Annotated in this window: 17 protein-coding genes and 1 tRNA gene; 5 read left to right on the top strand and 13 right to left on the bottom strand. The window is 74.4% G+C overall.

Annotated features, from left to right (window positions below; genetic code table 11):
• Nucleotides 1-10: 10 nt before the first annotated feature.
• On the bottom strand, nt 11-937 hold the full coding sequence (locus ABTY59_RS10045) for an NADP-dependent oxidoreductase (protein WP_352018407.1): 927 nt from the start codon (nt 935-937) through the stop codon (nt 11-13).
• Nucleotides 938-1,085: 148 nt separating this feature from the next.
• Between ABTY59_RS10045 and ABTY59_RS10040 the strand changes: the two genes are divergently transcribed.
• Complete coding sequence (locus tag ABTY59_RS10040) at nt 1,086-2,330, top strand: LuxR C-terminal-related transcriptional regulator (RefSeq protein ID WP_352018406.1); 1,245 nt, start codon at nt 1,086-1,088, stop codon at nt 2,328-2,330.
• A gap of 158 nt (nt 2,331-2,488) precedes the next feature.
• Complete coding sequence (locus tag ABTY59_RS10035; RefSeq protein ID WP_352018405.1) at nt 2,489-4,180, top strand: bifunctional 3'-5' exonuclease/DNA polymerase; 1,692 nt, start codon at nt 2,489-2,491, stop codon at nt 4,178-4,180.
• Between the two features lie 46 nt (nt 4,181-4,226).
• Here the strand turns inward: ABTY59_RS10035 and ABTY59_RS10030 are convergent, their stop codons facing one another.
• The gene (locus ABTY59_RS10030; protein ID WP_352018404.1) at nt 4,227-5,519 is read right to left on the bottom strand and encodes a hypothetical protein; all 1,293 of its coding nucleotides are present in this window, start codon (nt 5,517-5,519) and stop codon (nt 4,227-4,229) included.
• A gap of 48 nt (nt 5,520-5,567) precedes the next feature.
• Nucleotides 5,568-6,077, bottom strand: a complete 510-nt coding sequence (locus ABTY59_RS10025) for a SigE family RNA polymerase sigma factor (protein WP_352018402.1) — start codon at nt 6,075-6,077, stop codon at nt 5,568-5,570.
• Nucleotides 6,078-6,227: 150 nt separating this feature from the next.
• Between ABTY59_RS10025 and ABTY59_RS10020 the strand changes: the two genes are divergently transcribed.
• Nucleotides 6,228-6,611 carry a DUF6479 family protein gene (locus ABTY59_RS10020; RefSeq protein WP_352018401.1) on the top strand — a complete coding sequence of 128 codons (384 nt, stop codon included), beginning with the start codon at nt 6,228-6,230 and terminating at the stop codon, nt 6,609-6,611.
• Nucleotides 6,612-6,694: 83 nt separating this feature from the next.
• Here the strand turns inward: ABTY59_RS10020 and ABTY59_RS10015 are convergent, their stop codons facing one another.
• The 8 genes from ABTY59_RS10015 to ABTY59_RS09980 form a co-directional block, all read right to left on the bottom strand.
• Entirely contained in the window at nt 6,695-7,399 is a 705-nt protein-coding gene (locus ABTY59_RS10015; protein WP_352018400.1) for a pyridoxamine 5'-phosphate oxidase family protein, read from the bottom strand.
• A gap of 43 nt (nt 7,400-7,442) precedes the next feature.
• Nucleotides 7,443-8,783, bottom strand: a complete 1,341-nt coding sequence (locus ABTY59_RS10010) for a lysine N(6)-hydroxylase/L-ornithine N(5)-oxygenase family protein (protein ID WP_352018399.1) — start codon at nt 8,781-8,783, stop codon at nt 7,443-7,445.
• Nucleotides 8,784-8,811: 28 nt separating this feature from the next.
• On the bottom strand, nt 8,812-10,059 hold the full coding sequence (locus ABTY59_RS10005) for an APC family permease (RefSeq protein WP_352018398.1): 1,248 nt from the start codon (nt 10,057-10,059) through the stop codon (nt 8,812-8,814).
• A gap of 78 nt (nt 10,060-10,137) precedes the next feature.
• Nucleotides 10,138-12,402: an FAD-dependent oxidoreductase gene (locus tag ABTY59_RS10000; protein ID WP_352018397.1), complete on the bottom strand. Its 2,265-nt coding sequence runs from the start codon at nt 12,400-12,402 to the stop codon at nt 10,138-10,140.
• Nucleotides 12,395-14,002, bottom strand: a complete 1,608-nt coding sequence (locus tag ABTY59_RS09995; protein WP_352018396.1) for a class I tRNA ligase family protein — start codon at nt 14,000-14,002, stop codon at nt 12,395-12,397. Before ABTY59_RS09995 ends, ABTY59_RS10000 begins: the two co-directional genes overlap by 8 nt.
• Nucleotides 13,999-14,379: a cupin domain-containing protein gene (locus ABTY59_RS09990; protein WP_352018395.1), complete on the bottom strand. Its 381-nt coding sequence runs from the start codon at nt 14,377-14,379 to the stop codon at nt 13,999-14,001. Before ABTY59_RS09990 ends, ABTY59_RS09995 begins: the two co-directional genes overlap by 4 nt.
• Before the next feature lie 152 nt (nt 14,380-14,531).
• Nucleotides 14,532-15,428, bottom strand: a complete 897-nt coding sequence (locus ABTY59_RS09985) for a hydroxymethylglutaryl-CoA lyase-like TIM-barrel protein (protein WP_352018394.1) — start codon at nt 15,426-15,428, stop codon at nt 14,532-14,534.
• Between the two features lie 5 nt (nt 15,429-15,433).
• Nucleotides 15,434-15,634, bottom strand: a complete 201-nt coding sequence (locus ABTY59_RS09980; protein WP_352018393.1) for a hypothetical protein — start codon at nt 15,632-15,634, stop codon at nt 15,434-15,436.
• A 207-nt stretch (nt 15,635-15,841) separates the two neighbouring features.
• On the opposite strand from ABTY59_RS09980, the gene ABTY59_RS09975 reads away from it, so the two are divergent.
• Both ABTY59_RS09975 and lepB read left to right on the top strand, forming a co-directional pair.
• Nucleotides 15,842-17,107, top strand: coding sequence for a LuxR C-terminal-related transcriptional regulator (locus ABTY59_RS09975; protein WP_352018392.1), 1,266 nt, complete (start codon nt 15,842-15,844; stop codon nt 17,105-17,107).
• A 110-nt stretch (nt 17,108-17,217) separates the two neighbouring features.
• A complete protein-coding gene (lepB, locus tag ABTY59_RS09970; RefSeq protein ID WP_352018391.1) occupies nt 17,218-17,946 on the top strand; it encodes a signal peptidase I in 729 nt (242 codons plus the stop codon).
• 116 nt (nt 17,947-18,062) lie between these two features.
• On the opposite strand, the gene ABTY59_RS09965 is transcribed toward lepB, so the two are convergent.
• Together ABTY59_RS09965 and ABTY59_RS09960 are read right to left on the bottom strand one after the other, a co-directional pair.
• Nucleotides 18,063-18,136, bottom strand: a tRNA-Thr gene (locus ABTY59_RS09965).
• A gap of 79 nt (nt 18,137-18,215) precedes the next feature.
• Nucleotides 18,216-19,766, bottom strand: coding sequence for an alpha/beta hydrolase (locus tag ABTY59_RS09960; protein ID WP_352018390.1), 1,551 nt, complete (start codon nt 19,764-19,766; stop codon nt 18,216-18,218).
• Nucleotides 19,767-19,802: the final 36 nt, after the last annotated feature.

Below are 19,802 nucleotides of genomic sequence, written 5' to 3'. Positions count from 1 at the left end.
TGGCACGGTCCTACGGGATCAGGACGATCTTCCCCCGTACGTGACCCGACTCGCTCAGCTCCTGCGCCCTCGTCGCCTCCTTCAGCGGCAGCGTCTCCGCCACGCGGACCGTGAGCGCGCCCTCGGCCGCCAGGCGGGCCTGGGCGGTGAGCCCGGCCCGTACGGCCTCCGGCTCCCCCGTGACGCCCGAGAACACGATGCCGTGCTCCGCCGCGTCCGTCGCCGCGATCGTCACGATCCGCTCCTTCGCCGCGTCGCCGCCGCCGAGCAGCTCGATGGCGACCGGCAGGACACCGTGCCCCGCCGCGTCGAAGACCGCGTCGACGCCCTGCGGGGCGGCGGCGCGGACCCGGTCGGCGAGCCCCTCCCCGTACACGACGGGGATCGCGCCGAGCTCCCGCAGGTACGCGTGGTTGGACTCCGAGGCGCTGCCGATCACCGTGATCCCGGCCGCGACCGCGATCTGGACGGCCACCGAGCCGACGACGCCCGCCGCACCGTGCAGGAACAGCGTCTCGCCCGCCCGCACCCGGAGCAGGTCCAGGACGCGCTGCGCGGTCTCGCCGGCCACCGGCAGGCTCGCGGCCGCCTCCCAGGACAGCCCGGCGGGCTTGGGGGCGACGGTGCCGGCGATGGCGTACTCGGCGTAGGCTCCGGTCTTCGTCCAGCCGAGGACCTCGTCACCGACGGCCAGGCCGGTGACGCCCTCGCCGAGCGCGTCGACGGTACCGGCGAACTCCAGGCCCGGGACGGCGGGGAAGGTCGTCGGGTAGAACTCCTCGACCCAGCCGTACTGCCGCTTCCAGTCCACCGGGTTGAGCCCGACCGCCGCCACCTTGACCCGCACCTCGCCGGGGCCGGGCTCCGGCTTCTCGACGCCGGTCTCGTGGCGCAGCACCTGGGGGCCGCCGAACTCCTCGTACACGATCGCTTCCATCTCAGCCTCCGCTGCTGCCCGTTCCCGTTCGGTCTTCGATGCCCCAAGCCTGCGCCTCGCGCCCCCTTCTCCCCGCCCTCCCAACGGCCAGTCCCACCTGGCCGGAAGACGGGCCGTCAGCCGGCCGCCCCTGATTAGGCTGAGCCGCATGGACGCGCTCACCCTGACCACCGCGTACGAGATCATCCGGCAGCCGCTCGGCGAGATCCTCCCCAAGGTCTCCGCCGCCCTCGAACCACTGGTCCCCCACCTGGACGCGGCCGAACTCTCCACCCACTGCGCCCACTCCCCCTTCAAGACCCTGGGCGGCACGGAGCTGATGACCGCCGCCGAACTGACCCCGCTGCTCGCTGCGGGCGTCCCCGGCGCGCCCTGGCAGGGACGCGCCACGATCGGCGGCCGGGAGCGCGAGGTCGTCGCCGTCACCAGCCACGCCACCCGGCGCGGGGCGGTCCTCGTGCTCGTACGGGAGGACGGCGCCGCCCCCGCCGACGCGGCCGCGCTCACCGTCGCGCAGGCCCTGTGGGACCTGGTCACCGGCCACTTCGACCGCTTCGCGACGGAGGCGATGCCGGGGGCCCTCGCCCGGTCGCGGGCCGCCGCCGACACACGCGCGCGCGTGATCGCGGAACTCACCGCCTCGCACGCGGCGGCGCTCTCCGGAGTCCTCGGGGTGCTCCGCAGCCGGGCCCTCGACGACACGACGGCCCGGACCACCGCCACCGACCTCGCCGCGTCCGCGCTGATCGAGATGCGGGCCGAACAGCGGCGGGACCGGGCGCTCGCGGAGGAGCCCGCCGAGGACGCGTTCGAGCGGCTCGCGGGCGAACTCCGGCCCATGATGCGGCACAGCAAGGTCCGGCTCGACCTGGGCGCCCCCGACTCCGACCGGTCCCTCGCGGCCGACGTCGCGCACAGCGCGCGGGCCATCGTCCGCTCCCTGCTCCTCATCGTCCTGGAGCAGGAGTCCGTGCGGCGGGTCCACGTCGGCTGGCAGCTCACCGAACACGAACTGCGCGCCTCCGTACGCGACGACGGCGCGGGCGCCCTCGCCCCCTGCGACCTCGGCGCCGGCACCATCCGGGACCGGCTCGACGTGCTCGGCGGGCGGCTCGACATGGACGCGGTCCCGGGCTGGGGCACCACGATCACGGCCGTCGTCCCGCTGGCGACCCCGGAGGCCCCGGTCGAGGCCGCCCACCCGCTGACCGGGCTCGGCGAACGGGAGGTGGAGGTCCTGCGGCACCTGGCACTCGGACACCGCAACCGGCGGATCGCGGAGCAGTTGCACATCAGCGAGTCGACGGTGAAGTTCCACGTGGCGAACATCCTGAACAAGCTCGGCGTCGACTCGCGCGGCGAGGCGGCGGCCCTCTTCCACGCGGCGGCGTAGCCGGCGGCGGGGGCCGGTTCCGTCGCGGCGGCCGGCGCCCGTTCCGTCGCGGCGGAGGGGGCCCGTTCCGTCGCCGCGCCGGGGCCCGTTCCCTTGCGGCGGCGGGGCCCGGGCGCGCCCGGCCGGTGTTGTCAGTGGCGGGTGCCAGACTCGCACCCGTGAGCGAAAGGTGGGCGCTGGGCGTCGAGGACCAAGGGGACGGAGCACTGCTCGTGCCCCTCGGTCCTGAAGGCCTGCCCGCCGGCCCCGTGCGGCGCGAGCCGGACCTGGTGGCGGCCGTGCGGTCGCGGCCCGAGGTGGCCCGCTGGGTGTGGCGGTCGACGGCCGAGGTCTACCCGCGGCTCCTCGCCGCCGGCGTGCGCGTCGAGCGGTGCTACGACATCGAGGACGCCGAGCAGCTCCTCCTCGGGCACGAGGGCCGGCTCGGCGAGCCGCGCAGCGCCGCCGCCGCGTGGGCGCGCCTGCGGAACGCGCCGGTGCCGCCCGACCCGCCCCTCCGCGCCACCGAGCCCGGTTCGCAGGACTCGCTCTTCGAGCCCCGCCCCACCGCTTCCGTGCCCTTCGACGGACTCCTCGCGGTCTACGCGGAGCAGCTGCGCCGCCATGACCGGGCCGAGCACCCCGGTCGGATGCGGCTGCTGACGGCCGCCGAGTCGGCGGGGATGCTGGTGGCGGCCGAGATGCACCGGGCCGGGCTGCCGTGGCGGGCGGACGTGCACCGGGACCTGCTGAACGAGCTGCTCGGCGAGCGGTACGCGGGCGGTGGCGAGCCCCGCCGGCTCGCGGAGCTCGCGGACGAGGTGTCGGCCGCGTTCGGCCGCCGGGTCCGGCCGGACCTGCCCGCGGACGTGGTGAAGGCCTTCGCGCAGGCGGGGATCCGGATCCGGTCGACGCGCCGCTGGGAGCTCGCCGAGATCGACCACCCGGCCGTGGAGCCGCTCATCGCGTACAAGAAGCTGTACCGGATCTGGACGGCGCACGGCTGGTCGTGGCTGGCCGACTGGGTGCGGGACGGCCGTTTCCGTCCGGAGTACCTGCCCGGCGGCACGGTGAGCGGGCGTTGGACGACCAACGGCGGCGGAGCCCTGCAGATCCCGAAGGTGATCCGGCGGGCGGTCGTCGCCGACGGGGGCTGGCGGCTCGTCGTGGCCGACGCCGACCAGATGGAGCCGCGCGTGCTCGCCGCGATCTCCCGCGACCCGGGTCTGATGGAGGTCGCGGGGCACCCCGACGACCTGTACACCCGGCTGTCCGACCGGGCGTTCTCCGGCGACCGCGACCACGCCAAGATCGCGCTGCTCGGCGCGATCTACGGGCAGACCAGCGGCGACGGCCTGAAGAACCTGGCGGCGCTGCGCCGCCGCTTCCCCCGGGCCGTGGCCTACGTCGACGAGGCGGCGAAGGCGGGCGAGGAGGGCCGGCTCGTACGGACCTGGCTGGGCCGCACCAGCCCGCGCGCGGTCGGCTCGGGCGAGGACGACGAGGCGGGGCTGCCGCAGGAGGCGGGCGAACCGGTGCCGGAGAGCACCGAGTTCGTCCCCGGGTACGCCTCGGGGAACGCGCGGGCCCGCGGCCGCTTCACCCGTAACTTCGTCGTGCAGGGCAGCGCAGCCGACTGGGCGCTGCTGATGCTGGCGGCGCTGCGCCGCTCGCTCTCCGGGATGCGGGCGGAGCTGGTGTTCTTCCAGCACGACGAGGTGATCGTGCACTGCCCGGAGGGGGAGGCGGAGGCGGTGACGGAGGCGATCCGGGCGGCCGGGGACGAGGCGGGGCGGATCGCGTTCGGGGACACCCCGGTCCGGTTCCCGTTCACGACGGCGACGGTCGAGCGGTACGCGGACGCGAAGTAGCCGGTGGTACGGAGCTCCCCGTACCACCGGCGGTCTTCGTGCCCCGCTACTTCACGGGCACCGTCCGCCACGTGGGGCTCAGCGCGAGCGCCTTCAGCTGCTCCATCGTGAGCGCGGGCTCGGGGCGGGTGGCGGACTCGTACTGGGCGCCCGCGTTGAAGGCGGAGACGACGACCCGGAAGCCCTGCGGGCTCAGCGTGTCGACGTTCCACCAGACGACGCCGGCGCCGCCCTTCTCCCCGGGCTTCCGGACGGCCTTGACCTGGGTGCCGTCGGGCAGGGTGGTGACGCCCTCGCCGGTGAAGAGGTCGGCGACGGCCTTCCCCGCGGAGGGCTGGACGTCGACCCCGACGAGGCTCTTGCCCTTCCCGTCGTCGACGACGACGTAACCGTGACCGCCCTGGCCGCCCCGGGACACCACGGTGAGGCCCTGCGGCAGCAGCGAGCGCAGGGTGGCCTGGACGGCGGCGGAGTTCGGCGTCGGAGCCGGAGCCAGCCGGTCGAACGGCTGCTCGGCGTCCTGGCCCAGCTTCTTGAGCAGCGGCCGCCACCCCTCCGCCGTGACGAGGTTCTTCAGCTGGGAGCCGCTGAAGGGCGGGTTCTCGCGGGTGATCGAGGCGCCCTTCTCGGCGGCGGCGTTGTACTCGCTCGCGTCGATGAGGAAGCCGTCCTTGGTGAGCAGGACCGCCCGCCAGTTCTTGGTCTCCACGTGCTTGTCGGGGTACACGTACCCCTGGAAGACCATGAGCCGGTCGCCGCCGGGCAGCTTCGTGCTGGTGCACCTGTCGTAGGGCACGACCACCTTGTCGGGGCAGGTGACCTGGTCCTTGCCGGCCTCGCCGGTCGTGCCGGCGCGGTAGAGGCCGACGGTGACGCCCGCTTCGCCCTTGCCGTCGTCGTAGACGCCCGCGACCGAGTGTCCCGTGCCCCCGAGGTTGTCGATCCGCCACTGTCCGGCCGGGGTGTTGGCCTTGAGGACGGCGGCGAGGTCCTTGACCGGGAGCGTCGGGACGAACGTCGGCTTCGACTCCCCGCCGTTGGAGGCGCCCGTCTGCGGCGGCGCCGCCACCGAGGTGGTCGTGGGCTTCCCGGCGGGGCCGAGCAGCGAGCCGCCGTACACGCCGCCGACGCCGATCGCGGCGAGGGCGAGGACGCCGCCGCCCACCGCGAGGCGGCGGCGCACCAGGCGGCGCCGGCCGCGCTGGAGACCGCCCGCGACCAGCTCGCGCCGGTCGTCGGTGGAGAAGCCGTCGCCGGTGCTGCGCAGGATCGCGCCGAGCTGCTCCTCGAACGGCTCGTGGGGTGCGCCGCCGTGCGGGGTTCCTTCGTTCTGTGGCATGCCGAGATCACCGTCTCCGGTCGTGGGGAAAGCGGGAAAGGTACGTGGTCAGCGGGTGGCGAACGCGGCGACGCTGCCGCCGAGCCGTTCCCGCAGCTTGGCGAGCGCCCGTACCGACCGGGTACGGACGGCGGCGGAGCTGACGTGCAGCGCGTCGGCGGTCTCCTCGATGCTGCGGTCCTCCCAGTACCGCAGGACGACGACCGCCCGGTCCTTCGGGGCGAGCCCGGCCAGCGCGTCGAGCAGGGCGATCCTCAGGGCGGGGTCCTCGCCGTGCTCGGAAGCCCGGTCGGGCAGCTCGCCGAGGGGGCGCTCGGTGGCCGAGCGGCGGCGCTGATGGCTCAGGAACGTGCGGACGAGCACGGTCTGGGCGTATGCGGCGGGGTTCCCGATCCGGGCCATGCGGCCCCAGTGGGCGTACATCCGGCCGAGCGTCTCCTGCGTGAGGTCCTCGGCGAGATGGGTGTCGCCGCTGGTCAGCAGGCAGGCCGAGCGGAACAGGTGCCCGCCGCGTGCGGAGGCGAACTCCAGGAACTCGTCCGCGCGGGACTTTCTCATGCCCCTCCTTCCCTCGCGGTCACGTGGTGTGGTCGCCGTACACCTCATTGACGCGATGGGCCCGCGGATATGTTTCAGCCGGATCCACGGAATCGGAGAGGATTCCCGCTCGACGTATCCGATGAAGCGGAATCGGGTAATCCTGTTGGTATGAACACTCTCAGCGCAGCAGAGAACCTGGCCGCTGGGGTTTGGCAGTCAGGTCTGGCCCAGGTCGTCGGCGGACTCGTCGTCGTCTTCGTACTCATCGGCGCCGTCATACTCGGCTTCCGGCTCAGCGACCGCGAGTCCAAGACGCCGAAGCCGGAAGAGCAACCCCACCGGCCCGACACCGGGGCACTGCCCGGCGAGACGTCCGAGTACCGCAGGCCGGCCGAGATGCCGCAGACCGACGGCGAGCACCGGCTCATGCCCTACCAGCTCAAGGAATCCGGCACGGAGACCTCACCCGACCCGCCGACCGAGGAGAAGCGCAAGTGGGGCGGCATCTCCAGCGGCGGCTTCGGCAGCGGAGGCACCGGACACGGCGACTGAAGCCCCTCACCCCGCCCTGTCACGGGCCCCGTCACGGGAAGAGCCCAGCCGTCATCGGCTGGGCTCGGTCCCGCGCGGAACGGTCACCGGCCGGCGGGGCGCTCCCCCGGCACCAGCCCCGCGCGCGAGGCGATGTGGGCCGGCGGGGCGAAGTCGGCGGGGAGGACCGGGTCCGTGACCGGCGCGCCGAAGGTGGTCACCACCGGAAGCACCCCCGCCCACAGGCCGAGTGCCGCGTCCTCGGACTCGCCGTCGTCCGGCGGGCCGTCGGCGGTCTTCACGGAGGCCTCGGTCAGGTCCAGCGCGACCAGCGCGGTCGCGGCCAGCTCCTTGCGGCTCGGCTGTCGCGCGTACTCCCACTGGCCCGGGGAGCTCTGCTCGGTCAGGGCCCGCAGGCCGCGGAGCTTCTCCTCCGGGTCGGTGACGATCTCGGGGACGCCGTAGATCATCGCGCAGCGGTAGTTGACCCCGTGCTCGAAGACGGAGCGGGCGAGGACGAGGCCGTCGACGTGCGTGACGGTGACGCACACGGTGGTGTCGGGGGCCTGGACCAGGCTGCGGCTGGCGACCGAGCCGTGCAGATAGAGCCGGTCGCCGTCCACTCCGTACGCGGTGGGCACCACCATCGTCGTGCCGTCGACGGTGACGCCGAGGTGGCAGAGGAAGCCCGCGGCGAGGACCGCGTCCAGGTCGGCCCGCCGGTGGCTGCCCTTGTGACGCATCCGGCGCAGCCGGGTCCGCTCGGTGACGGCCAGCTCGTCGCCCGGCCCGGTGGTGGTGCTGCTCATGATGACCTCTCGTCGCGTGCGGGTGTACGTGTTGTACGGGGGATCAGCCCGTCACCGCCACCGGCGCCCGCCTGTCGGAACGGCGCCCCGCCACCAGGGAGTCGCAGATCTCGCCGGCCCGGACGGCGGCCATCGACAGCAGGTTCGCCGTGATGCCGTGCGAGTGCTCGGTGCCGCCCATCAGGTAGATCCCCGCCTCCACGTCGGGCGCGGTCTCCACCCGGTAGTCGCGGCGCACCCGCAGCCGGCCGTCCTCGTCGCGCGCGCAGGCGGCGTCGAGCTCGCCGAGCAGCCGCGCCGGGTCGGGCTCGGAGTAGCCGGTGGCGTACACGACGGCGTCCGCGTCCATCGTCTCCGTCTCCCCGGTGGCGAGGTTCCGCACCTGGACGCGGACCCCGTCGGGGCCCTCCTCGACGTCGGTGAGCCGGGTGACGCCGAGGATCCGCAGCCGCTGCTCGCCGCGGACCTTCTCCTGGTACGAGCGGCGGTACAGCTCCTCGATGAGGTCCATGTCGACGACGCCGTAGTTGGTGTTGCGGTGGTAGTCCATGAGCGTCCGGCGGACGGACGGCTCGGCCCCGTGGTAGAGGTCGACGGCCTCCGGGTCGAAGATCCGGTTCGCGTACGGGCTGTCGTCGGCCGGGCTGTAGCCGTAGCGGGTGTGGACGGCGACGACCTCGGCCCCCTCGTACTCCCGGTGGAGGTGGTCGGCGATCTCGGCGGCGCTCTGCCCCGCCCCGGCGACGACGAAGCGGCGCGGGCTCTCCGTGGGCAGCGCGGCGAGCCGGTGCAGGAACTCGCTGCTGTGCCAGAGGCGTTCGGAGGAGGTGACGCCCTCGGGGAGCCGCGGCACGAGCCCGGTGCCGATGACGAGGTTCCGCGCCCGGTAGGTGGCGGCCTCCCCCTCGCCGGCCGCGGCGACGTCGACCTCGACGACGGGCCCGGTGGTTCCCGCCGGGCGGATGGCGGTGACCTCAAGGCCGTAACGGACCATGTGGTCCACGCCGTTGGCGGCCCACTGGAGGTAGTCGTGGAACTCCTCGCGGGTCGGGAACAGCATCTTGTGGTTGATGAAGTCGACCAGTCGGCCGCGGTCGTGGAGGTACGGCACGAAGCCGAAGCGGCTGCGCGGATTGCGCATCGTGGCCAGGTCCTTCAGGAACGAGACCTGCATGGTGGCGTCCGGCAGGAGCATGCCCCGGTGCCAGCCGAAGGCCTGCTGCTTCTCCAGGAAGACGGCCGTGAGCCGCTCGTCGGGCGCGGCCTGCTCGTTGTACTCCTCGATGGCGATCGCGAGGGCGAGGTTGGCGGGTCCGAAGCCGACACCGACGACGTCGTAGACGGGAGTGGTCTCGTGCACGCGCTCGTTCACGGTCTCGTTCATGGCGAAGCACCTTTCGGCAGGGAGGGGTTCAGGACGTTCGGGTGCGGGCGGTGACGGCCGCGCAGCCGGCGGCGAGGAGCAGGGCGAACAGCAGCCCCGTACCGGCGAAGGAGAGGAAGACGGCCGCGATCAGCAGGGTCACGGCGGCGGTCGCGCGCAGGGCGCGGCCGGTGCCGCGGGCCCGCAGCGCGGCCGCGGCGGCCGCCACGTACAGCAGCAGGAACGCGCTGCTGGTGACGACGAGCACCAGCTCCTCACCGGTACCGGTGAGGGTGAGGGTGCCGAGGACGGCCGCGTAGGCGAGGGCCAGGGCGACGGTCGCGGAGACCGGGCGGTCGGACAGGACGCGCGGCAGGATCCGCTCGCGGGCGGCGGCCCGGACGACCCGGGTGGCGCCCAGCACCCAGGCGTTGGTGGCGACCACCGCGAGCCCGAGGGCGAGGAGATCGCCGGCGACGGCGCCACCGTCGCCGAGCGAGGCGCCGAGGAGTGCCGTGATGACGACGGGCTCGTCTCCGGGCACGGCCAGGTAGGCGGCCGTCACCGCCGCGTACAGCAGCCCGACGATGGGCACTGCCCAGCGGATCGCCCGCCGGTAGCTGCGGGCCGGGTCGTCGACCTGCTCGGCGAGGGTGGAGACGTTCTCCCAGCCGAGGAAGGAGAAGAAGGCCGTGACGACGGCGATGCCGACGCCGCCCCAGCCATGCGTGAGGAACGGGGTGTACGCGCCCGCGTCGAACCGCGGCACCGCGAGCACCACCGCCCCGCCGAGGCCGAGCAGCAGCACGACCAGGGCCGCGGCCTGCACCCGGGCACCGGCCGTGAGACCGAGCAGGGTGAACGCGGCGGACAGCGCCATGAAGCCGATCGCGATCGGGTACACGGGACCGTCGGGCTGGCCGAGCAGCCCCAGCAGACAGCGGGCCGACACGATGCCCATCACCGGATTCCCGATGACGTACGTGGCGACCAGCAGCAGCGCCGCCGCGCGCCCCGGACGGCGCCCGAACCCGGCCTCCACCATCGCGGCCAGACCGGAGGCGTCGGGGCGCCACGCGGACATCTCCGCGAAGAACCGGGCGAAGGGGTACGAGCTGAGGGCCAGCGCCAGCCACGCGAGGAGCGCGGCGGGCCCCGCCTGCCGCTCGGTCAGCCCCGGCACCAGGAGGATGCCGGTCCCGACGAGGCTGCTGACGTAGAACACGACGAGCGCGCGGACGCCCAGGGCGGTGCGGGGTGGGGCGACGGCGTCGGGCCGCCGCAGCAGATCGGTCATGGTGTCACCTCCGGTGAAGTAGGTCGTGAGCGGCGCCTCCGACGCGGGGGCACGCCGCCCGGCGGGGCACGAGCTCCGTCACGCGCCGGACAGGACGTCCAGCGCCTCCGCCGCAGCGAGTTCCGCCGCCGCCGGTGCCGTCTTGAAGCCCGCCCCCGACCAGCCCGTCGCGAGAACGATCCGGCTGCCGGCCCGCTCGCGCCCGAGGTGCGGGCGGGAGTGCGGGGTGTAGAGGTCGACGCCCTGGCGTCCGCCGAGGAAGCGGGTGGCGGGGTCGGCGAGCCAGGGCCAGCGCGCGGCCGCCCCTTCGCGGATGTACGCCACGTGCGCGTCGGTCAGCGTGGGCTCGCCGCCCGTGGGGACGTCCCACTCGTCGACGGGCCGCCCGGCCATGTAGCCGCCGGCCGCCTCCCCGCTGAGCTGGGGCCGCCCCCAGACACCGCTCACCATGTCGACGACGGTCGGCAGTCCGGCCGTGGCGGGGTGGTGGAAGAAGCCGTACCGGATGCTCTTGGTGCGTCCGGCGTCCGCGCCGCTCAGCCGGTGTCCGGCGATCTCCCCGGTGCCGCCGCCTGCGGCGAGGACGACGGCGAAGGCCTCGACGGGGCCGCCCGGTTCGAGGAGGACGCGGACCCGGTCGGCCCCGGGCGGCGCGTCCAGTTCCCGTACCCGCGCGGGCAGCAGCCGGGCGCCGTGGGCGAGCGCCCGGTCGCGGTAGACGCGCGCGGTGCGGGGCGGGTCGGCGTATCCGGCCTCGGGTTCCCAGACGGCGGCGGTGACGCCGTCGACGGAGAGCCCGGGGAAGCGGTCCCCGAGCACTCCGGGATCCAGCAGTTCGGCGGGCACTCCGGCCCCGTTGAGTTCGGCGACGCCCTTCTCGGCCTGCTCCAGGTCGGCGTCGCCGCACAGGACGAGCGACCCGGTGGTCATGAAGCCGTAGGGTCCCGGCGCGAGCGCGGCGGGCCCCCAGGCGAGGTGGTGGCTGCGGAGGGCGAGCCCGCGCAGGTACGGATCGGCCTCGAAGGACCGGACGAGCCCGCCGGACCAGGCGGTGGCGTGGTCCTGGCGTCCGTCCATGGGGGCGACGAGTGCGACCCGGGCGCCGTGGCGGGCGAGGGCGGAGGCGGTGGCTGCGCCGACGACCCCGGCGCCGACGACGATGACGTCGTAGGCCCGCCCGTGCCGGCCGGCGGCACGGGGAGGTCCGGCCGAACGGGGGCGATCGGTGGTGCGGAGGCGGTCGGTGGCAGAAGGGCGGTCGGTGGCAGAAGGGCGGTCGGTGGCAGAGGGGCCTTCGGTGGGAGAGGGGCCTTCGCCTTCGGTGGCAGAGGGACCTTCGGTGGCAGCGGGATCTTCGGCGGCAGCGGCGCCTTCGGCGGGTGCCGCGGGCACCGGCACGAAGTCCCAGCCCACGCTCCCCGGCTCGGGTTCGCCGAGCGCGGTGAACCCCCGGTCGGCGTGGGCCCGGACGGCGGCCAGGAGGGTGCGTCCGGTGCGCTCCGGGTCCTCGGCGAGCGCGCGGGTGACCGCCGCGAAGGCCGCGTCCACGTGGGCCTCGGGCCCGCCGCGCATCCGGGCCACGGAGGCGGAGCCGGCGGCCGGGCCGAGCAGCTCCGCGAACTCGTCGACCGCGCAGTCGTCGGTGAACCAGAACGCGCCGGCGAACCCGTCCGCCCGCCGCTCCCGGCCCGCCCGCGCGGCCCCGACGTGGGTCCCGCAGACGACGAGCGCGGTGACGTCCTGCCCTCCGGGACCGTCGAGAACCTCCAGGCAGGGAGCTTCGGCGAGGGCGGCCGGGACGGGCACCGCGCCCGTCGCGGGCCCGCTGCCGTCGGAGACCACGGCGCCCGACGGCAGCCCGGGACGCGCGCGCGTGGACGCCTCCCGTACGAGCAGGGCGAGCCGCTCCCCGTACGCGCTGCCGTCGTGCGTGACCGCGATCCGGGTGTGGCCCGCGGCCCGAGCGGCGGCCAGCAGGTCGGCCGCCTGGGCCCGGTCGTCCGGACACCAGCGCAGGATCGTGCCGGCGCCGTCGGCGAGGAGGCCGGGCGTGGTGGCCAGCGGAAGGAGGACGGGGAGCCCGGCCGCCCGGTAGACGGGGAGGGCCGCGGCCGCTCCCGCGCTGTTGAAGTGCCCGACGACGAGCGCGTGCCGGCCCTCGGCGACGACGGCCTCGGCGATCTGCCGGGCCGTCTCGGCCTCGCCCCGGTCGTCGTACAGCTCCCAGCTCACGGCGGCGCCGTACCGCTCGGCCGCCCGCTCCAGGTGCTCGCCCCAGGCGGCCCGCGGCCCGGAGAAGGGCCCGACGACGGCGCCGCGTGGCAGGCCCGCCGTCTCAGGCACTGAAGACCGCCCCGGGCCAGGCCGCCACCGGGGTCCCCGGGGCGAGCCGCGCGAGGGCCCCGGCGTCGACGCGGCGCGGTTCCGGTGCGAGGCCGAGGAGCGCGGCGAGCCGGGCGGAGCCGTACGGCAGGGCGGGCGCGGCCCAGGCGGACAGGGCGGCGGCGACGGCGAGCTGCGCGGAGAGCGCGGAGCGGTACGCGGAGGCTCCGTCCGGACGCTCGCCCTCGAAGCCGTTCACGTGGCCGAAGTCCTCGGCGAGGCAGATCACTTCGTCGAGGAGGACGATCGCGCGCCGCGCGTCGTACCCCTCGACGCCGTACGCCTCCCGCAGCTGCCCGACGGTCTCGGTGAGCCGACCGCGCAGCCGCTCCCAGGCCGGGCCCTGCGGCGCCTCGACGGGTGCCGCGCCCCCGGCGGACTCGGCGACGGCCGTGAGGAGCCGGCCGAGCCAGCCGTCCCAGCGCTCGGCGAGCCGCTCCCGGCTGAGGGCGAGGGCGGACGAACTGAAGCTGGTCTGGCGGCCGTTGGGGCGGTCGGACAGGACGTGGTAGCGCAGGACGTCCGCACCGGTCCGGGCGAGTTCCTCGTGCGCCCAGATGGCGTGGCGCCGGCTGGTGGAGAACTTGAGCCCTTCGAGCCGGTAGAACTCGTTGACGACGAAGGCCCGGGGCAGCGCGATCTCGGGGTCGTACGCCCGGAAGGCGGCGGGGAACAGCAGGGCGTGGAAGTAGCCGTTGTCGAAGCCGAAGAACTGGACGGGCGCGGGGGCCGGTCCGGTCTCGCCGGCACCGCTCCACTCCAGGAGGTAGCCGGGGGCCATCTCGAACCAGACGTAGATCCGCTGGTCGGTGAAGCCCGCGACGGGCACCGGCACGCCCCACTCGGAGGGGTGGCTGACGGCGATCTCGGGGAGGCCCGCGGCGCGCATCCGCTCACAGAGGGAGCGCAGGTGCGGCGGCATGTCGACCTGGTCCCAGAAGGCGGCGAGCTGCTCTTCCCAGGGGGCGAGGGGGAAGTAGAGCCGCTCGCAGTCGCGGAGTTCGGGGGTGGCGCCGCAGCCGGTGCAGACGGGGTCGGTCAGGTCGGCGCAGTCGTTGGGGCGGCCGCAGGGCTCGCAGGCGTTGCCGTTGGAGCCGGAGCCGCAGTGCGGGCAGTCGCCCTTGAGGTAGGCCTCGTAGAGCCAGCGCTCGCAGTCGGCGCAGTAGGGCAGCGGTCGCGTGCGGGCGACGATGTGCCCGGCGTCGTACAGGCGGCCGAAGAACTCCTGGACGGCCGCCTGGTAGCCGACGTCGCGGCGCGGGCGGACGATCGCGTCGAAGTCGGCGCCGGCCCGCTGCCACACGGACTCTATGGAGGCTCCGTAGCCGTCGGCGACCTCTTCGCCCTTGCGGCCGCCGTCGTTGATGCCGCGGACGGGCACGTAGCTCTGGTGGTCGTCGAGCCCGGTGGTGTAGCGGACGGTGCCGGTGCCCTCGGCGGCGAGGAAGCGGCGCAGGACGTCACCGGCGAGGTAGGGCCCGGCGAGGTGACCGATGTGGAGGTCGCCGTTGGGCGTGGGCGGGGTGGCGGTGATCCAGTGGGCGGACACGTCGGCGCTCATGCGGCGACCTCCTCGTTCTCGGTACGGACGGCGGGCTCGCGCAGCGGCCAGTAGAGGGAGACCCAGCTCAGCTCGGCGTCGCCGGTGTTGTGGACGACGTGCTCCCGGTTCCGGGGCAGGACGACGACGTCGCCCGTGCGGAACGGCGGCTCCGGACGGCCGTCGAGGGTCACGCTGCCGCTGCCGGACAGGATGATCATGACTTCGTCCTGGTTGTGGCAGTCGGGGTCGGAGTCCCCGCCGGGCTCCAGGAAGCAGGCCATCGCGCCGACGGGCGGCTCGGCGTCACCGCCGGGCCAGGGGATCAGCCGCTGGCAGGCGAGCCCGAACTCCTCGGTGGCGGCGCTGCGGTCGATGCGGAAGCGACGGTCGGACATGGGGGCGGCTCCGGGGTTCGGATTCGGGGGGAGATCGCGGTACGGCGTGGGGGCGGGGGCCGCTTCGCCGGGCGGCAGGATGGGCGAGGTGAAGGGCATGGGGGTCTCCTGGAAGGGCGGGGGTCCGACCCCCGGCGGACGGGCGGGTGGCCTCAGGGCGTCGTGCTGCTCGGCTCCAGACCCGTCACCGAAGCGAGCGGGATCCGCGCCAGGCCGGCCATCACCTGACGGGGCCCGGCCCCCCACCCGTACCGGCGTTTGAGCGGTGCGACATGGGTGGCGATGAGGGCGAGGAGGGGCGCGAGGTCGGTGGGCGTGGCCCCGAGGAGGGCCAGCAATTGCTCGGTACGGGTCAGGCCGGCGCCCGGGCCGATCCCGTGCACGGCGGCGTCCTGCCAGGTGGCGCCCGCGCTGCCGGCGACGACGGTGTTGTGCAGGGCGAAGCCCTGGTTGTCGTGGGCGTGGATGCCGACGGGCGCGGAGACCGCGCCACGGGTGGACTGGACGAGTTCGATGACGCGCTCGGGGCGGAGCGAGCCGAGCGAGTCGACCAGGCAGACGGCGTCGAGCGGGCCGAGCGCCGCGCTCTCGCCGAGGCAGCGGTCGAGCTCCGGGTAGGAGGCGAGGTCGATGTGGGTGAGGAAGAGGCAGACGCCGAAGCCGGCTTCGCGCAGGCGGTGCAGGGGGGCGGCGGCCCGCGCCACCCGGTCGTACCGGACGGCGAGGCGGACCAGGCCGACGGAGACGGGGGCGGTGGCCAGGGCGTCGGCGATCCGCCCGGCGGAGGCCGCGGCGGCGGCGTCCGTGGCGGGCAGTTCGGCGGTGTCGAGGAGGACGGAGAAGCGGGGGCCGTAGCGCTCGGGGAGCGGGACCGGCAGCAGTGCGCCGCCGGGGGCGGAGCGGTCGGCGGGATCGTGGACGCTGCCCAGCTCGATGACGTCGATGCCGAGCCGCGCGCAGACCGCGAGGTAGTCGGCGGCCAGCGCGGGGGGTACGGCTCCGCCGGTGAGCCGTCCGCCGGTGCGCAGGGTGCAGTCGAGCAGGGTCATCCGGGTCACCCCCAGCCGGTGTCGTTCGTGCCGGTGCCGACGGCCGGCGCGCCCCAGCCGGTGTCGTAGGCGCCGGTGAGGACGGCCGCGCCCCAGCCGGTGTCGTCGGTGCCCGCGCCGGCGATCCGGTCGGCGGTGACGGTGCCGAGGCCCGCGAGGCCGACGACGAGGGTGGTGAGGAGGGTGGTGCGGATCCGCCGCTTCATGTCGAGTGCTCTCTTTCCGCTTCCGCGAGGAGTAAGTCGTGGGTTTCCGTGGTGGTTTGCGCGGTTCGCGGGCTGTGCGAGCTTGATGCGCTTTGACCTTGTGGGCGGTGGTACGAACGTATCGACGGGGGCATGCCTATGGGGCGGAGCGCATGGCTCATTAGGCTGCATGGCAGCAAGAGGACGCCGTCGCAAACGGGGGAAAAGATGGCGATAACAGACATAGGGCGGGCCGGAAGCGAACCGGATCCGGCACACCAGGGCAAGCCGGCGGGCAAGCCGGGCACCCCCACGCACATCGCAACCGGCACCGGCACCAGCACCAGCACCGGCACCGGCACCAACGCCGACACCGACACCGACACCGACACACCGTCGGCGATCCCCGCTCCGGACACGACGGCCCTGGCGGCGATCGGCGCGGCGGGCCCGTCCGTCCCGGCGCCGCCCTCCACGGATCCCGCCGACCCCGAGAGCCCCGACGACCCCCTGACCCGGGTCTACACCTGCCTCCTGGCCCGGGACCCGGGCCGACCGCCGGCGCACCCGGCCGACCTCGCGGCAGAGCTGGAACTGCCGTCGGCCCGGGTGGAGTCGGCCGTCTCGGCCCTCCTCGACATGGGCCTGCTGCGCCGGACGCCGGAGCGGGCGGTGCTCCCCGTGGCACCTGACGAGGCCGTGCAGCGCACGCTGGGGCCGCTGGAGCGCGAGATGCGCGCCCGCCGCCAGCACATGGAGCGCACCCGCGGACAGCTGATGGCCTTCATGCCGCTGTACGAGTCGCACCTCCTGCGACTGACGCACCTGCGGCAGGCGGAGTACGTGGAGCTGCTCACCGACCTGCGCGCGGTGCGGGAGGCCATCACCGAACTGGGCCGCACCTGCGAGCGCGAGGTGATGACGGCACAGCCGGGCGGCGGCCGGCGCGCCGAGGTCCTGGAGGAGGCGGTGGCCCGCGACGAGGAGCTCCTGCGCCGGGGCGTCCGGATGCGGGTCCTGTACCAGCACACGGCCCGTTTCTCGTCGGGCACGTGCGCGTACGTGGAGCGGGTGGGCCGCCTGGGGGCCCAGGTCCGCACCCTGGACGACGAGTTCCCCAGGATGCTGGTCTTCGACCGCGCGACGGCGGTGATCCCGGTGCCGGACGACCCGCACGCGGCGGTCCTGATCCGGGAGCCGCACGTGGTCGCGTTCATGGTGGGCGCGTACGAACGGCTGTGGCTGGAGGCGCTGCCGTTCGAGACGGAGTGGGACCGGCAGACGATCATGGACATCTCCGACGAGCTGAAGCAGACCATCGTCCGTCTGCTCACCGAGGGCCTCACGGACGCGGCGATCGCCCGCCGGCTCGGCCTGTCCGTGCGCAGCTGCCGGCGGCACGTCGCGGACGTGATGGCCGCGCTGGGGGCGGAGAGCCGCTTCCAGGCGGGCTACCTCCTGGCGCAGCAGGAGCGCGAGCCGTCGGTGCCCTGAGGACCGGGGGTCACCCGTACGTGGTGAAGGGGCTCGGCGACGACCGTCCCGGGCGCCCCGGGGCATAGGGTCCGTGCAGACAGCAGGCACACGACGAAGTCAGGGTGGACATGAGCGACTTGGCGACCGAGGCGCGAGCCGACCAGGAGGAACCGGAGGGCGGGGCGGCGAAACGGCGCCGCCCCTTCTGGGTCGAACTGCCGATGCTCGCGGGGATCGCGCTGGTACTGGCCTTCCTGATCAAGACGTTCCTGCTGCAGGCGTTCCTGATCCCCTCGGGTTCGATGCAGAACACCCTGCAGGTCGACGACCGGGTCCTGGTCGACAAGCTCACGCCGTGGTTCGGCTCGGAGCCGGAGCGGGGCGAGGTCGTCGTCTTCCGCGACCCGGGCGCCTGGCTCGCGGGACGGCCGGTGAAGGCACCCACGACGGTCCAGAAGGCGCTGGGCTTCGTGGGCCTGATGCCGGCGGCCGGGGAACAGCACCTCATCAAGCGCGTGATCGGCGTGGCGGGCGACACGGTCGAGTGCGAGGGCACGGGCCCCCTGAAGGTGAACGGCAAGCCCCTGACGGAGCCGTACGTCTTCCAGGGCAACACCGCCTGCAGCACGGACCCGGGCGGCCAGTTCAAGGTCACGGTGCCGAGCGGCAGCCTCTGGGTGATGGGCGACCACCGCCAGGCCTCACAGGACTCCCGCTACCACCAGGACGACGCCCACGGCGGCATGGTGCCGGTACGGGACGTGGTGGGCCGCGCGGTCGTCGTCGCCTGGCCGATCTCCCACTGGTCGACCCTCCCGGTCCCGCCCACCTTCGACCAGCCGGACCTCACCCACTGAGCCCCCGGGGGCGGCAGCCCACACGGCCACCCGCCCCCGGGCCCGGGCCCCTAACGAAGGCCCCCCGGGCAACAGAAAGGGCCAGGTCGGACGATGTCCGGCCTGGCCCTTCTCTGAGCCGCCTTCGGGATTCGAACCCGAGACCTACGCATTACGAGTGCGTTGCTCTGGCCAACTGAGCTAAGGCGGCGTGCTGTGTGGACCCATCGTGGGTGCAGCAGCGTCGCCAAGTCTACACAGTTTCCGGAGGTGCTCCGACCACCCCCGGATCAGGCCCCCGAGCAGCGCTTTCCGTCCGTGGGCGGGGTGCCTTCGAGGAGGTAGGTGTTGATCGCCGTGTCGATGCAGTCGCTGCCCCGGCCGTACGCCGTGTGGCCGTCGCCCTCGTAGGTCAGCAGGGTGCCCGAGGAGAGCTGCTCGGCGAGGGACCGGGCCCAGTGGTACGGGGTCGCCGGGTCGCGGGTGGTGCCGACGACGAGGATCGGCGCGGCGCCCTCCGCGGTGATGCGGTGCGGCCGGCCGGTGGGCGGGGTGGGCCAGTAGGTGCAGTTGAGGGCGGCCCAGGCGAGGCCCGCGCCGAAGACCGGGGAGGCCTTCTCGAAGGACGGGACGGCCTTCTGCGCGTCGGCGGGGCTCTTGTAGGCGGCCGGCAGGTCCAGGCAGTTCACGGCGGCGTTCGCGGACATGAGGTTGGCGTACGTGCCGTCCGGCTCGCGCTCGTAGTAGCTGTCGGCCAGGGTGAGGAGGCCCGAGCCGTCGCCGTCCATCGCCCGGGCGAGCGCCTCGCGCAGCTGGGGCCAGGCGCCCTCGTCGTACATCGCGGCGATCACACCGGTCGTGGCGAGGGACTCGCCCAGGTCCCGGCTCTCGCCCGTGGGCACCGGCTTGGCGTCCACGTCGCGGAAGAACTTCTTCATCGCCTCGCCGGCCGCCGCGACGGACCCGGTGCCCAGGGGGCAGTCCGGCTTGCTCACGCAGTCGGCGGCGAAGGCGCGGAAGGCGGTCTCGAAGCCGCCCGTCTGGTCGCGGTTGAGGTCGAGGGCCGGGAGCGAGGGGTCCATCGCGCCGTCGAGGACGAGGCGGCCGACCCGCTCGGGGAACAACTCGGCGTACGTGGCGCCGAGGAAGGTCCCGTACGACGCCCCCACGTAGGTGAGCTTCTCGTCGCCGAGCACCGCCCGCAGGATGTCCATGTCGCGGGCCGTCTCCACGGTGGAGACATGGGGCAGGACCTGCCCCGACTTCTTCGCGCAGCCGGCCGCGAAGTCCTTGAAGGCCGCGCTGAGCGCGTTGATCTCCGCCGTGTCGTCGGGCGTCTGGTCGACCTGCGTGTACGTGTCCATCTGCGGGCCCGTCAGACACTCCACGGGCTCGCTGCGGGCGACGCCGCGCGGGTCGACGGCCACCATGTCGTAGCGGGCGCGGACGGGCGCGGGGTAGCCGATGCCCGCGTACCCCTGGAGGTAGCCGACGGCGGAGCCCCCGGGGCCGCCCGGGTTGACCAGGAGCGAGCCGAGGCGCTTCCCGGGGCCGGTGGCACGGACCCGGGAGACCGCGAGCTCGACCTCCTCCCCGTCCGGCTTCGCGTAGTCGAGCGGGGCGCGCAGGGTCGCGCACTGGAAGCCCTCGACGCCGCAGTCGCGCCACTTCAGCTTCTGGTCGTAGTACTTCTTCAGCTTCGGCGCCCCGGACGAGGCGGCGGGCGCCGGCGCGGTCGTCCGGGACGCGGCGGCGTCGCTTCCGCCCGAGCAGCCGGAGAGGATCAGCCCGGCGGCCGCGAGGGCCGTGGCGGACGTACGGAGCAAGCGCCTGGAATCCATCCCCGGAGCGTATCCGGACCGGTACGGACCGTGTCC

The organism is Streptomyces sp. NPDC096079 (genome assembly GCF_040303145.1).
Lineage (GTDB): Bacteria > Actinomycetota > Actinomycetes > Streptomycetales > Streptomycetaceae > Streptomyces.
This window is presented reverse-complemented; position numbering and strand designations above follow the sequence as displayed.